This is a genomic window from Sorangium sp. So ce363 (assembly GCF_051520435.1).
In the GTDB taxonomy this organism is placed as follows: domain Bacteria; phylum Myxococcota_A; class Polyangia; order Polyangiales; family Polyangiaceae; genus Sorangium; species Sorangium cellulosum_B.
Map to the genome: position 1 here is coordinate 666923 of NZ_CP150333.1, position 15511 is coordinate 682433.

Consider the following 15511-nt stretch of genomic DNA (forward strand, 5'->3'; position numbering starts at 1 on the left):
TCACTGTCCGGCGAGCGGGCGCGCGCCGACGCCGCGCGCGGGGCGATCGAGGATCCAGACGTGGTGATCGACCCACTCCCCGTCGACCGGCGTGAGCGTGAGCGTGAACGTCTCGGGCAAGCCCTCGGGGAGGTCGAGCGAGGCCTCGGTCCAGCCGTCGCCCCTCTTGAGCGCGACGTGGCCGATCTCCCGGCCGTCCGCCGTCGCGCGGATCGTGGCGGCGCGGGGCGCGGCGGTGCGGACCACGAGCCTGCCCTGGCCCTCGCGGGGGGCGTGAAGGCGGGCCGCCTCGCTCCTGCCGCCCGGGATGACGCGCCCCGCGTCGAAGCGATCGTGCCCTGATCCGCGCGGATCCGGGAGGACGCTGAAGCCGACGAAGCCGGCCTGAGGCCGCGGGAAGGCGTAGCCGTGCTCCCGCTCGCTCACGAGATCGGCGACGTCGAGCTCGTCGACGACCCGCTCGTCCTCGCGCATCGACGCGGGCGCCTCGCCGTGCGCGAGCGGGCTCCAGTCGGCCTGGTAGATGACCTTCTCCGCGCCGCCGCAGATCACGTTGCCGACGACGGGGATCGCGGCGATCCGCCTGCCGAAGATGGCCGGGAGGTCGCCCCACCAGCCCGGGTAGATGGCCAGCGTGTCGGGGCGGTCGTCGGCGGGGATGCGCTCGATGAGCTCCAGCGAGGCGCCCAGGCCGTGGACGCCCGCGCGGGCGAACGGGAGATCGTGGTAGCCGCCGAGCCCGATGATGTCGAGGCCGGGCCGGTCCGACGCGTAGAGGAGCGCGCCCGCGTCGCCGACGAGGACGCGGCGCACGTCGAGCTGGGCGAGGAGCTTGCCGGCGACGAGGTGCTGATCGCGGATGTTGCGGCTGGCGCGGCCGAAGAACCAGATCTGGTCGCGCATCCTGGGCAGCTGGTGGGCCCAGAAGAGCGCGGCCACGGCGAGGGCGAGCGCGACGCGCGCGCACCAGAGGCCGCGCGCCAGGGCGCCGCCGCGGGCCGCGGCCGCGATGCCGCCGAGGGCCCCGAGCCGCGCTCTGATCCCGGCCGGGGCGCTCTCTGGCCGCTCCTGGCGGCGCTCGCCGCCGTTGGCCCATGCGGCGCGCGCGACGAGCAGCGCGAGCCCCATCGCCGCGAGCACCAGCAGCCAGGCGACCGCGGGCATGGTGTAGCGCTCGTTCTGCCAGCGGACCTGACCGTTCAGGGCCACGAGCGCGAGCCACCCGGCGACCTGGATCCAGAGCAGCACCGCGGCCCCGCGGGTCCTGCGCGAGGCGAGGGGGATGAGCGCGAGGGCGGGCACGAGCCAGCCCCAGGGGAGGGCGTCCGAGAAGTGGTGGTTGGTGTTGCGGGCGACGACGTACGTCGCGAGGAACTCGTAGGTGTCCCACTTCTCGGAGGACGTCATGTACGGGTTGTTCAGCGCCAGCTTGGCGATGGCGCCGCTCGCCGCCCATTCGCCGGTGAACACGCGGTTGGCGACCGCCTGGGCGAGGCACGCGAGCGCGCCGGGCACCGACGTCCGGAGCAGGGTCGCGATCGCCGCGCGCGCGCCGTGGGCCCGCTTCACGGCGATGGCCGCGTACACGCTCAGCGCCGCCACGCAGACGACCGACTCCGGCCGGGTGGCGTAAAGGAGCGCGCCGGCGAGGCCGGCGGCCCAGCCGAGGTGGGCGAGGCGCCTCGGCGGCGCCGCGGCGCGCGTGTCATCGGCCGTCCGCGTCGTCCGCGTCGCCTGCGTCGTCGGCTCGCGTGGCGCGTCGGCCGCGCGGGCGACCGAGAGCGCGGCGAGGGTGGCGAGCGCCCAGACGCCGAGGTGGAAGGCGTTCTCCATCCCGCTGAACAGCGACCAGTCGAGCGCGCCGATGGAGAGCGCCACGGGCGGCAGCAGGTACTTCGCCCAGCGCCCGACGGGCTCGAGGAGCCGCGCGCCGACGAGCAGGAAGCCGAGCGTCGAGGTGCACGCGACGATCGCCGCCCACTGCATCAGCAGGACGCCGCGGAAGCCGACGAGATAGCCGAGGGCGAGGACGAACGGGTAGCTCAGGCTCGTGTTCCCGCTCGAGAAGCCGTTGCCCTCGGACCACTCGAACGGGTACCCGCGCGCGGTGGCGCGGGCGTAATCGAAGTGGATGAAGACGTCGTCGAGCGGCGCCGACCACATGCCGCCCGTCTGCTGGTGCATCGCGCTGTAGAACGCGACGGCGGCGTAGAGGACACATGCGCCGGCGTAGGCGGCGAACAGGACCGGATCGACGCGCGGCCAGGCCGCGACCAGGCGATCGAGCCAGCCGGGTGGCACCGCCGGGCCGGCGCCCCGGGAGGCCGCGGTCTCGGTTCCGTCCGTTCCGTCGGGGGAGGCGCTGCTCGGTCGGGGCGCTGCGCTTCCGGGCGGCGAGGGGGAACCAGGGTCGGCGCTGGACGGTGACACGCGGCTCTTTTACACGACTTTCACGCAGCCTGACCCGAGGAGCCCGCCCGCGAAGGCTGAGGCCGCCAGCTCTGCCCAGCACGTTTGCAAGCGGCTGTTCAGGATTGAAATGGGAAAGTCATTTTACTAGCGAAAGTCCCCGAACTTGGAAGGGAAGCTCCTGGCCCGCATCCTGCTCAATGAGCAGGCAGAGCGCCCGTGACGGTCTCCCCCCCCCGCCGTCGAGCGGGCGCTCTTTTTTTTCTCCGTTGCCTCGCTGGTCGGATGGCTGGCGGACGGATCTACGGGTGTTTCTTGGCAGGCGCTCGCCGTCTGTGCTCGCCGGGGCTCCCGTCGTGCGCCCGTCTGCAGCGATGGCTCGCCGCGGCCCGGGCGACCTGAGCTGTGGCCGTCCGTGTAGGATCCCGTCCACGGACCGCGACACTCGAGGGGGCTCATGCCTGCGCTACCGCCGTTTTCTCGTCTGTTCTTGCTGCAGTTCCTCTGGTGCTTTCTCGCTGCCTGCGCGTCGGGCGCGGTGCCCCCGTCTGCGGTCGAGCGGCCGAAGACGGTGGTCCTCCCCGCTCCCGCGCCGACGGTTGCTGTAGCGGCCGAGCCGGAGCCGGAGCCGGAGCCGGGCACCGCCGTGCCCGTCACCCGCGCGGATCCGTGGTGGGGCGAGCCGCTCGCGCCGGTCACCCTCGTGGTGTGGGGCGACTATGAGTGCCCCTTCACCTCCCGGCACATGGCGACGCTGGAGCAGCTGAAGCAGGCCTACGGCCCCGAGCGGCTGCGCATCGTCTGGAGGCACTTCCCGCTCGCGTTCCACAAAAATGCGCGCCCGGCGCACCTGGCGGCCCAGACGGTGTTCCGGCTCGGCGGGCCCGAGGCGTTCTGGAAGTTCCATCGGCTCGCGTTCGCCAACCAGCGCTCGCTCGCGCCGGAGTCGTTCGAGTCGTGGGCTGCCGAGGCGGGCGTCGATCGGGCGGCGTTCCGCGCGTCCTTCGAGCAGCAGCAGCACGCGCCGAAGATCGAGCGGGACGTCGAGGCCGGCCAGGCCGCGGGCGTCAGGGGCACCCCAGCCACCTTCGTGAACGGGGTGTTCGTCAGCGGGGCGCGGCCCATCGAGGACTTCCGGACCCTCGTCAACGAGCAGCTCCGGGCGGCCGAGGATCTCCGGCGATCCGGCGTCCCGCAGGAGCGCATCTACGCGGCCCTGTCCGAGCAGAACAAGGCGCGCGCTCCGGCCCCGACGCCGCCCACGGCCCCGGCCCCCGAGGACACGACCGTGTGGAAGGTGCCTGTCGACGGATCGCCGATCCGGGGCAACCCGGGCGCTCTGGTGACGCTGGTCATGTTCTCGGACTTCCAGTGTCCGTTCTGTCGCAGGGCCGCCCCGACCGTCGACGGCCTCGAAAAGAAGTACGGCGCTCAGCTGCGCGTCGTCTTCAAGCACAACCCGCTCCCCTTCCACGAGCGGGCCGAGCCCGCCGCGGAGCTCGCGCTGGAGGCCAAGGCGCAGAAGGGCGACGCGGCGTTCTGGAAGGCGTACGATCTCTTGAAGTCCGGGGGCCTCGAGGACGCTGACCTCGCGGCGCACGCGACGTCCCTGGGCCTCGACGTGGCCCGCGCGCAGAGGGCCATCGCCGCGCGGCGCCACGCGGCGCGCATCGAGCGCGATCAGCGCCTCGCCGACGACCTCCAGGCGAGGGGGACGCCCCATTTCTTCATCAACGGCAGGCGTCTCGCCGGCGCCCAGCCGGCGGAGAAGTTCGAGGCCCTCATCGATGAGCAGATCGCGCACGCCGCGAAGCTCGTGGCCGCGGGCACCCCGCCCGCGAAGGTCTACGACGCGCTGCAGAAGGAAGCGAGGGCTGGCAACGCGCCCGAGCGGATCCTCGCCCCGGCGCCGACCAAGGACAACCCCGGCAAGGGAGCGAAGCCCGGCGCGAAGGTGACGATCCAGATGTTCGCCGACTTCCAGTGCCCGTTCTGCAAGCGCGTCCAGCCCACGATCGACGAGGTCATCTCCGCCTATCCGGGCAAGGTCCGCGTCGTCTTCAGGCACCTGCCGCTCCCCTTCCACACGCGGGCGCCCCTCGCCGCCGAGGCGTCGATCGAGGCGTTCCGGCAGAAGGGCGACGCCGGCTTCTGGGCGATGGCGCAGCGCCTGTGGGAGGACCAGTCCGAGAGCGGGCTCGGCCGCGAGGCGCTCGAGCGCCACGCCGCCGCGATCGGCCTCGACGTGGCGAAGTTCGGCGCCGCGCTCGACTCGGGAGCGCACCGCGCGGCGGTCGAGGCGGACCGGAAGCTCGCCGAGCGCCTGCACATCACCGGCACGCCGTCCTTCGCCATCAACGACTACTTTCTCGGCGGCGCGCAGTCGACCGCGCACTTCAAGCGCCTCGTCGACAGGGCGCTCGGCCCGCACGATCCCCCCACGAAGGAGTCGCTTCACGGCGCGGGCAAGCCCGCGGCCCAGCCGGGTGCAGCGCAGCCGACGCCGGCCCAGCCGGGTGCAGCGCAGCCGACGCCGGCCCAGCCGGGGGCAGCGCCACCGGCGCCGGCCCAGCCGGGCGCTGCGCAGCCGGCGGCGGCCCAGCCCCCTGCGACGGCCGGCCAGATGGGGGCGAAGCACCTCCTCATCATGTATGCGGGGTCACGGCGGGCCCCGGCGCGCGTCGTTCGCACGCGGGACGAGGCGCGCGCGCTCGCCGAGCAGGTGCTCAAGAGAGCGCAGCAGGGGGCGAGGTTCGAGGACCTCGCGGCCCAGTACAGCGACGAGCCGGGGGCGGCGGCGCGCGGCGGCGACCTCGGCACCTTCTCGAAGGGGATGATGGTGCCCGAGTTCGAGCAGGCGGTGGAGAAGGTCGCTGTCGGCGCGCTGAGCGGGATCGTGGAGACGCCGTTCGGCTTTCACATCATCCTGCGGACCCGATAGCGAGCGTGGGCGGACCCCCTTGCAGGGGTCGAGCTGCGCACGAAGCGAAATGCAGAGTTGCGCATCACGGATCGTCCCCCGGCCTGGATCGGATGTACGCCGGGTATCCCGCTTGCGCGCAGGACGGCGATCGCCTGGAGACGAGCGGCGCGGGGTGGCCCCATTCACCGCGCGCTCCATGGCGCGCGCGGCTCGACAGCGGGTGACCTCCTGCTCCCGCGGGGATACCCGGCGGCCGTTCAGTGGACGAACGGGTTCGTCCGCGGCGACTCGCGGCGCGGGCGGCGTGATTTCAGGACAGGCCCGATTCTCCTTGCCGGTCCCGGTTGAGAAGATTTCGCGCCATCCTCCAAAGGCGTCCGCGCGCTCTCTACGCGCTCCCGTGCGGCCTGCGCGTTGACCCCTCTCGCGCGCGTCGAGTAGAACGATCTTCGCGCCAGAGCGCGCCACCCAGTCAGCGCCCGCGCGGATTGGAACCGCAAACGATGCGTTGGTTCGTCGAGATCTCGTCGTTAGGCCAGAACGCTCCGCCGAGCAGGAAGGTGTGCGTCGAGGCCCCGCAGTGGCAGCCCGCGCTGCAGAAGGCCCGGGCGCTCCGCGGCGATGGGGGCCCGCTCAACAATTTCTCGGTGGATCTGCTGGAGAGCGGCTACCGAGCGATCGATCCGGCGACGCGCGTGCGGTACGTCGTGCAGCGCGCCCCGGACGACGCGGCGCTGACGGACGGGACCGACACGCCGGCGGGCGCCTCCCCGGCCGGGGCGGCTTCTCCAAAGCCGGCCGAGCCTGCGGGGCGTGTCGCAGGGAAGCGCCCGATCGCGCCCACGGTCCCATTCATCTCGATGGGGACCGCGCTCCTCGTCTCGGAGCCAGCGGGCGCCCAGGCGCAACAGGCGAAAGGCGGGGAGGCGGCGCCGGGGCGGGATGCGCCGCAGGAGCGAGGCGCCGAGCCGGAGCGAGCGCCCGCGGAGCTGCCGCCGTATCAGCTCATCTCACAGCGCGAGGAGAACCCGTCCGAGCGCTCGCCGCTCACGTACCGAGAGTTCGTCTATGCGGTCGCGACCGGCACCCCGCGCGATCTCGTCAGCGCGCTGCTGATCGATCGGCTCGAGCGCGCACGGCAGCGCATCGACGACGCGCGACCGGGCAAGTTCATCCATATCGCCGTGTTCGATCACGTCTTCGACGGCCGGCCTCAGCGTAGCCCGCTCGCGACCCTCGCCTGGAAAGACTGGCGCTCGGCCGAACCCGAGATCCAGTTCCGCCCGCGCACCGGCGGCACCGCACCGCCGCCGGCCATGCCGCTTGCGGACGTGGCGCCGCCGGTTGCCGTGCCGGCGGCCGTTGCGCCGCCTGCGGACGTAGCGCCGCCGGTTGCCGTGCCGGCGGCCGTTGCGCCGCCTGCGGACGTAGCGCCGCCGGTTGCCGCGCCGCCGGCAGACGCCGCGCCCCCTGCGGACGTGGCGCCGCCGGCCGTTGCGCCGCCTGTGGACATGGCGCCGCCGGCCGTTGCGCCGCCTGCGGACGTGGCGCCGCCGGCTGCCGCGCCGCCTGCGGCCGTTGCACCGCCTGCTGCCGCGCCGCCTGCGGACGCGGCGCCGCCTGCGGACGTGCCACCGCCGGCCGCCGCGTATTCTGCGGACCTGCCGCGGCCAGCCCTCACGCCGCCGGCCGACGTGGTGCTGCTCGCCGTGCCGGCCGACCAGCAGAGGGCGCCGCCACGTCTCCAGCTCGTCCCGGAGCCGCCCGATGTCGCTGCCCCCACGCCGGCGCCGCCGCGGCGGCGCTCCTCCTTCCCTCCGAAGACCGGGCGCCTCTCCGGCGACGACCTCATCGCCGAGCTGTTCGAGGCGTGCAGCGACCTGCACTTCCTCCAGGACACCCTCGCGGGCGCCGATTTCATCCTCGCGCTCACGCTCGACAAGATCCCGTGCGCCCTCGGCCTCGTGTCGCTGTTCGACATCAACCGGCGCGAGTTCGTGGTCGTCCGGCAGTACGGCGGCAAGAGCGCGCTCCTCGCCAGGCTGTCCGAGCGGGCGCCGCTCCCGCTGGCCGCCATGCGGTCGAGGCGCGCCGTCGTGGTGCCCGACGCGGCCAAGGACGAGCGCGTCATGGACGAGCGGTGGAAGGCGATCGGCGTCGAGCTCCGGAGCGTCATCTGCGCGCCTGTCGAGCTCGCGGGCCGCTACCTCGGCCTCCTCGAGATCGGAAACCCGCTCGACGGCAAGCCGTTCTCCGAGAGCGACGGCAACGCGCTCACCTACATCGGCCAGCAGTTCGCCGAGTTCGTCGGGGCGCGCGGCGTGGTCCTCGAGCCCGGCCTCGTGACCGCGGGGGCGAAGAAGGCCGCCCGCTAGCGGAGCCGAGCGATGGACCTCCTCCCCTCCGCTGGGAAGCGCCATCGCGTCCCGTACTTCGCCCTCGTCCCCGCCATCGTCGTCGCCGTGCTCGTGCTCGGCGGGATCGCCCTGCGCACGACGCTGCAGATCGAGAAGGCGCGGCAGCAGACCGTCTTCGACGCGACGCTCACCCTCGCCGACGAGCGCGTCGACCGGCTCGACAAGCTGATCATCGCCCAGGACAACGTCGTCGCCGCGCACGTCGACGTGGCGAACCTCTCGGTCATCGCGCGGCGGTGGCTCCCCACGGCGGCCCGCGAGACGCCGACCGTGCGCGCCATCCTGGTCCTCGACATGGACAACGAGGCGCACGACGTGCTCGCGTTCGCCTCGCGCGGCGCGTCCGGGCGGGAGGACGACGCCTTCCGCAAGCTCCTGCTCGCCCGCCTCCTGCCGCAGATGAACTTCGCCGGCGACACGACCGAGCTGCGCCACCTCCACCACGTCATCGATCAGCAGAGCCTGCTCGTGAGCTACTGGCAGCGCGAGCACGTGGGGCGCAGGTGCCTCATCGTCGCGTGGCACGAGGTGCCGCGCCTGGTCCACGAGGTGATGCCCCGGCTCTTCCGCGACCTCGATCGCGAGAAGAGCCGGATGAACGTCATCGACGAGGAGGGCCGCATCGTGTTCGGCCCGCCCATCATCGGCGGCGAGTTCACCGTCGGGCGCCCCTTCCCGACCACGCTCTACAACTGGCGCCTTCAGATGGCGCTCACCACGGCCGAGGAGCTCGGCGAGAAGGTCGAGCGGCAGCGCCTGATCGAGATCCTGATGGTCGGCTTCTCGGCCCTGGTGGCGCTGGCCGGGCTCGCGATCGTGGTGCTCGCCTCCGTCAACGAGCGGCGGCTCGCGGCGCTGAAGAGCGACTTCGTCGCGAACGTGTCCCACGAGCTCAAGACGCCGCTCTCGCTGGTCCGCATGTTCGGCGAGCTCCTCCTCGGCGGCCGCGTCCCCAACGACGAGAAGCGCCGCCAGTACCTGCAGATCATCGTGAGCGAGAGCGAGCGGCTCACCGCGCTCATCGAGAACGTCCTCGATTTCGCCCGCGTCGAGCGGGGCAAGGCCGCCTACGAGTTCGCGCGCGGGAGCGTCGCCGAGGTGGCGACGCGCGCCGTCGACATGTACCGCTACCGCGCCGAGCGCGAGGAGATGACCGTCGAGCTCACGATCGCCGAGGGGCTGCCCGAGGCGCTGATCGATGCGCGCGCGCTCGAGCTCGCCCTCGTGAACCTGCTCGACAACGCGCTCAAGTACGCGAAGGACGGCGGCCGCGTCGCCGTCGCGGTGGAGGCCGAGGGCGGGGGCGGCGGGCGCCTCGCCGCGCTGACGCGCCAGGCGAGGCAGGTCACCATCCGGGTGAGCGACCGCGGGCCGGGCATCGATCCCGACGAGCAGAAGCACATCTTCGAGCGCTTCGCGCGCGGGCGGCGGGCGAGCGAGCGGCAGGTGCGCGGCAGCGGGATCGGGCTCGCGCTCGTGAAGCACATCGCCGAGAGCCATGGCGGCGCCGTGCGCGTCGAGAGCCCGCTCACCGATGACGGGCGCGGCAGCGCGTTCGTCGTGTCGCTCCCCGCGCTGGAGCACGACCGGGAGGCGCAAGAGCGCGCCGCGAACGCCGAGCCGGTCGTGACCGATCCGGCGCCGGACGCGGGGTCGCCGTGAGGGCGCGCGGGAGCGGCGAGGCGGCGCCCCGGCGGAGTGACGCCGCGGTCAAGGCGGCGCCTCAGCAGCGGACGGACGCCGCGGTCAAGGCGGCGCCCCGGAGGACGGACGCCGCGCTCAAGGCGGCGCCCCGGCGGAGGGACGCCGCGCGGGGCGCCGCGGTCAAGGCGGCGCTCGACGGGGTGCGCGCGCGGTGCGCCGTCGAGGAGCGCCGCGCGCGAGACCCGGTCTCCTTCGTCCATCGCTACACGGACCCGGCCGATCAGGAGCTCGTGGCGCTCATCGCCGCGTCGCTCGCCTTCGGCAACGTGAAGGCGCTGCACGCCAAGATCGGCGAGGCGCTCGATCGCCTCGGGCCGGAGATCGCCCTCGCCGCCGACGACGCCCGGGCCGTCTCGGCGCGGCTGCGCGGCTTCCGCCACCGGATCTACCGCGATCGCGACCTCGTCGGGCTGATCGTCGGCGCGCGGCGGGTGCAGCGGGCCTCGGGCTCGCTCGGCGCCGCCTTTGCGGCCGAGCTCTCGCGCACCGGCGACCTGCGCCAGGCCCTCGGGGCCTGGGTGCGGGCGATCCGACGCGCCGGCGGCCTCGACCGGCGTCCGGACGACCGCGGAGCCGCGCACATCCTCCCCGATCCCGAGAAGGGCAGCGCCGCCAAGCGGCTCATGCTCCTGCTGCGGTGGATGATCCGCCCTGCGGACGGCGTGGACCTCGGCCTGTGGCCGGTGCCCCCGTCGGCCCTCCTCATCCCGGTCGACACGCACATCGAGAAGCTCGGCTACAACATCGGGCTCACCGATCGCAGGGGCGCCACCTGGAAGACGGCAGAGGAGATCACCGCGGCCCTCCGCGGCTTCGATCCAGCCGACCCGGTCAAGTACGACTTCGCCCTCTGCCACCTCGGCATGCTCCAGCAATGCCCGTCGCGGCGCGATCCGGTCCGCTGCCAGGGATGCGGCGTGAAGCCGGTCTGCCGCCACTGGGACGAGTGAACACGCCCCGCACGGCAGATTTCCGTCCGGAACAGCTACAACCCCGATCAGTTCGAGAACGTGAAGGCCTTCGAATTTGAATCAGATTGCAACTGTGATTTGCAATCGTGCAATAGTGGCTGGTTGTGTTTGGTGTAAGTATTTGAAATTCTATCCTGCGTGGGACGGCACAGAGCCTGCAAAATGACAGGCGAGCGCCGTCGCGGAGACCTTCCCCCCCCAGGTCCGCGAGGCGCTTTTTTCATTTTGTCTCCGGCAAGCGCATGAGCTCGGCCGTCCGGCAGACGGTACGGCAAGAAGAGCGCCGCAACCGAGCCCCCCCGAGCTCTGCTGCGGCGTTCTTCTTGCCGTGCCCCCTTTCCCGGGTGCTTACGGGACCCTTGCCAGCTCTCTCCTCGCCCTGGTGTGTTGCGATCCGCATGCCACGTTCCGGGTTGGTAGATCTGGAACCTTTGTGCACGCCTGTGCTGGAGCTCTCGATCTCGCGTCGCGGTAGGCCTGGGCACATGGTCATGTCCCCGCGAGACGCGAATCCCAGGGAAAACGAGCCGTTGCCAACGTGCGTTTCCGCCAGGGGCAGTCGCCCCACGCGCTGTCCGGCGCGATGGGGTGGAGTGGCTTCCGGAACGCTGTGTGACTTTTTCACGCGCTGCAGGAGATGATCGTGAAACGTGCTGTTCCCATGGATTCATGATCATCCAGACGAGCGAGCTGGATTGCGGCCTCGACGAGCGACTGGCCTGTGTTCCGTCCATCCTGGTGAAAAAGAATGTCGAGGTTGCCTGCATGCGGAAGCAGCGCCAGCAGGTAGATTGACCGTATGGTCTGGACATTCGGGGCAACGCTCCTGGTGGCGCTGGCGCTCGCGGTGCTGGCGGCGATCGGGCTGTGGGCGCACCTCCTTTACTGGGTCAAGCGGCTGACGCTGCCGCTCGAGTACAGCGTGGAAGAGGTCCTGCGGACCGAGGATGGCGCGCCGATCGAGATCCGCCGCGTCCCGCGCCCGGACGGCGCGGAGGCGCAGCCGGACCTGCCGCCGATCCTGCTGGTCCACGGGCTCGCCGCGAACCACAGAAACCAGGACATCCACCCCGATTACTCGCTCGCTCGCCACCTCGCCACGCTCGGACGCGACGTGTGGTTGCTGACGTTGCGCAGCGGCCGCCTCCTCACCCGCGCCGAGCGCCGCAGCGTCCGGTTCTCCGCCATGGTCCGGTACGATCTTCCCTGCGCCATCGAGGCGATCCTGGAGCGCACCGGCGCCCGTTCGCTGGATTATGTCGGCTTCTCCATGGGGGGCATGCTCCTCTATGCGGCGCTTGGCCGGAGCGTCGCCGGCGATCGGGTCCGCCGCGTCGTCATCGTCGGCTCGCCTGGCCGGCTCACCACGCCGGTGCGCCTCATGCGCTTCCTGCCGGGCCGGCTGCTGCCGGGCGTCCCGCTCCGCCTCATGGCACGCAGCGTCGCGTTCGCGTCGGAGTGGCTGCCGACGCCGATCCATCACGCCGTGGCCAACCCGCGCAACGTGCCTCCCGGCGTCACGCGGCTCGCGCTCGTCAACTGCATCGAAGACATCCCTGCAGCGCTGAACGCCGACTTCGCCGCGTGGATGGCGAGCGACGGGGAGATCCGCGTGGACGGCGAGAGGGTCCTGGACGGCCTCGCCTCGGTCGGGGCGCCGGCCCTGTTCATCGCGGGCAGCGCCGACAGGATAGCCCCCGCCTCGGCGGTGCGCGCGGCGTTCGACGCATGGGGGCGCGACCGCCCGGAGACGCCGAAGCGCTTTCTCGTGCTCGGGCGCGACTTCGGGGCGCGGGAAGATTACGGTCACGGCGATCTGGCCGTCGGCGCCTATACCGGCGTCGAGCTCTTCGAGCCGATCGCTCGTTTCCTCGGCCCCGATCTGCAGGCCGAAGACGCGCCCGGGCCCGAGACGGGCGCTGTGGCGCTGGAGGCCATCCAGGCGCGTCAGCCGACATCCGACGAGACCGCTCCGATGCCGGATCTCCCGGCCGCCTGACGCCCGTGGAGGTCGATCGCGCGTGTGGAAGTGCGGTGATCGACGATTGCAGAGCGAAAGCGAAGAGGCGTATCCTCGGCGCCGGATCTCTCGGAGCCACGCGGTGGCCGGCCTGTCCGCCGAAGGATGTTCATGAGTCACCCCGGATTGCGCGCCAGATTCGAGCCGTCGTCGATGGCGCTCTGGCTGACGGTCGCGGCCCTCCTCGCCCTTGCCGCGTCCTGCGCGGAGGACTCGGCCGCCGCACCGTGTGATGACGGCCTCACGCCGTGCGGGGGAGCGTGCTTCGACACGCAGGCCGATCCGGACCACTGCGGCGGCTGCGAGGGCGTCTGCGCGAGCGGGACGCGGTGCGAGGCGGGCGTGTGCGTCGGCGGGGGCGGGGGCGGGGCGGGCGGCGAGCTGTGCGCCTCCGGCCTCGTGGCGTGCAGCGGCAGCTGCGTCGACCTCGCCACCGACGCCGCCCATTGCGGGGGCTGCGGCCAGGAATGCGCGGCCGAACAGCGGTGCGAGGGCGGCTCCTGCCGCTGCGCCTCCGGCTTCACCGCGTGCGGCGGCGGCTGCGTGGACGTGAAGAGCGATCCGCTGCATTGCGGGACCTGCGAGGCCCGCTGCCCCCTCCACGAGACGTGCGTGGAGGGGGCGTGCGTCTGCGACGAGGGCTTCGCGGTCTGCGGCGGCAGGTGCGTCGATCTGGCCGTCGACCCGGCGCATTGCGGCGCGTGCGGCGCGGCGTGCGCCCCGGGGCTGTTCTGCCGGGAGGGCGCGTGCGCGTGCGCCGCCGGCGACTACGAGGACATCGGCTCGACGGTCCCTCGGCTCCTGACGGGCACCACGGTCGGCGCGGAGACCTATTTCCCGCTCGCCTGCATGGGAGTCGGCTCGACCCAGTTCGTCTACAGGTTCACGGCGGAGGAGGCCGGCAGCTACAAGTTCGACACCGCCGGGTCGAGCTACGACACCGCCATCGGCGTCCTGGACTTCGACGCCTGCGAGGAGCTCGCGTGCAATGACGATCGCGGGGGAGCCGTGACGGGCAGCGCCTCGGTGGCCCTCGAGGAAGGGCAGAGCGTCCTCCTCGTCGTCTCGGGCTACGACGGCGCGCAAGGCGACTTCGCCCTTCACCTCGACCGGATGGCGCCGCCGGCGTGCCCGCTCGACACCCTCGCGACGGCGCTCCCGCTGAGCATCACCGGGGACACCTGGGGGCTCGGCGACGCCGTCTCGACGCGTTGCGGTTCAATCGACACCTCCGACGCGAGCTATAGCTTCACCGCGCCGCGCGCCGGCGGGTACGTCTTCGACACGTCCGGATCCACGTTCGATACCGTCCTCGAGCTGCGCAGGGGGTCCTGCTCCGGGACGGTGATCTCTTGCAACGACAACGACAATGCCATGGGAGCCAAGACGTCGCGCCTCGTCGCGAACCTCGCCGAGGGCCAGACGGTCGTCGCGGTCGTCGACGGCGTCGACGGCGGATCCGGGCCATTCACGCTCAACGTCTCCGAGTTCGTGCCGCCTCCATGTCCGGAGCTCACGCTCGACGCCACGTTTCCGCAGACGGTGACGGGCACCACGGCTATCCCGGATCGCGTGAGCGCCCTCCAGCCGCCCTGCACCAGGGACAGCGGCCCCGAGGCCACCTATGCCTTCACCGCGCCGGCGACCGCACTCTACACCTTCGATACCTTCGGCTCCTCCTTCGACACGGTCCTGCACGTCCACAAGGGGACATGCAGCGGCGAGAGCGTCGCGTGCAACGACGACACCTCTGGCCCGCAATCGCAGGTGAAGGTGATGCTCCGCGAGGGAGAGACCATCTCCGTCGTCGTGGACGGCTACGCTCCAGTCGCCTCCGGCGCCTTCAAGCTCAACGTGAGCCAGACCTTCGTCCTCCCGTGCCCGCTGATCGATCTCGGCTCGACGGTGCCTCAGACAGTGACGGGGAGCACCGCGGATGCGGCCGACGTCCTGCGCCCGAGCTGCGGCAGCGGCGCCGGCGAGGTGACCTACCGCTTCACCGCGCCCGCGGCCGGCACCTACATCGTCGATACGCTCGGATCGAGCCTCGATACGGCGCTCTCCGTCCTCGACGGCAGCTGCTCCGGGGCCGAGCTCGCGTGCAACGACGACGCGCCGGGAAGCGAGCAGTCGCGGCTGACGCTGGAGCTCGCCGAGGGGCAAACGATCGTCCTCCTCGTGGACGGCAGCGCCGCGGGCGCGTCGGGCGATTTCACGCTCAACATTGCGCCGTTCTCCGGCGGCGGCACCTGCTCGACGGCGATCGATCTCGGCTCCGTCGTCCCGCAGCTCGTGACAGGGAGCACCGCGGAGCGGCCCGAGTCCGTTCGCCCGGCCTGCGGCTCCTCGTCGAATGCTCCAGACATGATCTACCGCTTCACCGCGCCGGAGGACGGGCTCTACATCTTCGATACGTTCGGATCGAGCTTCGACACGATACTCCAGATCTTGGAGGAGAGCTGTACGGGGACGTCGCTCGCGTGCAACGACAACACGGACGGTCAGCAGTCGCGTGTCGCCCTCCGCCTGGCCGCCAATCAAACCGTCCTCGTCGTCGTCGACGGCCTCGGCACGAGCTCCGGCGACTACGTGCTCCAGGTGGACCGGTTCACCGGCCCGGGGACCTGCGCGACCGCGATCCACCTCGGATCGCCGCTGTCGCTCACCAGGACCGGCACCACGCGCGGCCAGCCCGACGCGGTGAGGCCGAAATGCGTGTCCGCGGCGTCCGTGTCCTCTCCGGAGACGGTGTTCACCTACACCGCCCCGATCCGCGGCACCTATGTCATCGATACGATCGGTTCGTCGTTCAACACCGTCCTTCACGTCCACACGCGTGGCTGCGTCGGCATCGAGCTACAATGCAACGACGATCTGACGAGCTCACAAGCGTCGAGGGTACAGATCGAGCTCGCCCCCAACCAGACCATCACCGTGGTCGTCGACGGGTATAATGGAGCGTCCGGCGACTTCACGCTGAAGATCGCCAAGCTCTGAGTCCGCGCTGGAGGTGCCCTGGCCGGCCTGGCGACGGTGTCTGTCGCGTCGAGCCCGCGAGGGCGCCTCT

Annotated in this window: 8 protein-coding genes; 7 read left to right on the forward strand and 1 reads right to left on the reverse strand. The window is 71.9% G+C overall.

Annotated features, from left to right (window positions below; translation table 11 throughout):
- Nucleotides 1-2301 carry a hypothetical protein gene (locus tag WMF12_RS02560; RefSeq protein ID WP_437862652.1) on the reverse strand — a complete coding sequence of 767 codons (2301 nt, stop codon included), beginning with the start codon at nt 2299-2301 and terminating at the stop codon, nt 1-3.
- Between the two features lie 565 nt (nt 2302-2866).
- On the opposite strand from WMF12_RS02560, the gene WMF12_RS02565 reads away from it, so the two are divergent.
- From WMF12_RS02565 to WMF12_RS02595, 7 genes are all read left to right on the forward strand, one after another.
- Entirely contained in the window at nt 2867-5350 is a 2484-nt protein-coding gene (locus WMF12_RS02565; RefSeq protein WP_437862663.1) for a thioredoxin domain-containing protein, read from the forward strand.
- Between the two features lie 485 nt (nt 5351-5835).
- Nucleotides 5836-7707: a GAF domain-containing protein gene (locus WMF12_RS02570; RefSeq protein WP_437862693.1), complete on the forward strand. Its 1872-nt coding sequence runs from the start codon at nt 5836-5838 to the stop codon at nt 7705-7707.
- Nucleotides 7708-7719: 12 nt separating this feature from the next.
- Nucleotides 7720-9411, forward strand: coding sequence for a sensor histidine kinase (locus WMF12_RS02575; RefSeq protein ID WP_437862726.1), 1692 nt, complete (start codon nt 7720-7722; stop codon nt 9409-9411).
- A complete protein-coding gene (locus WMF12_RS02580; RefSeq protein WP_437862745.1) occupies nt 9408-10403 on the forward strand; it encodes a TIGR02757 family protein in 996 nt (331 codons plus the stop codon). Before WMF12_RS02575 ends, WMF12_RS02580 begins: the two co-directional genes overlap by 4 nt.
- Before the next feature lie 690 nt (nt 10404-11093).
- Complete coding sequence (locus WMF12_RS02585) at nt 11094-11219, forward strand: hypothetical protein (protein WP_437744018.1); 126 nt, start codon at nt 11094-11096, stop codon at nt 11217-11219.
- Between the two features lie 4 nt (nt 11220-11223).
- Nucleotides 11224-12423, forward strand: a complete 1200-nt coding sequence (locus WMF12_RS02590) for an alpha/beta fold hydrolase (RefSeq protein ID WP_437862766.1) — start codon at nt 11224-11226, stop codon at nt 12421-12423.
- Nucleotides 12424-12555: 132 nt separating this feature from the next.
- Nucleotides 12556-15441, forward strand: coding sequence for an MXAN_6577-like cysteine-rich protein (locus tag WMF12_RS02595; RefSeq protein ID WP_437862779.1), 2886 nt, complete (start codon nt 12556-12558; stop codon nt 15439-15441).
- Nucleotides 15442-15511: the final 70 nt, after the last annotated feature.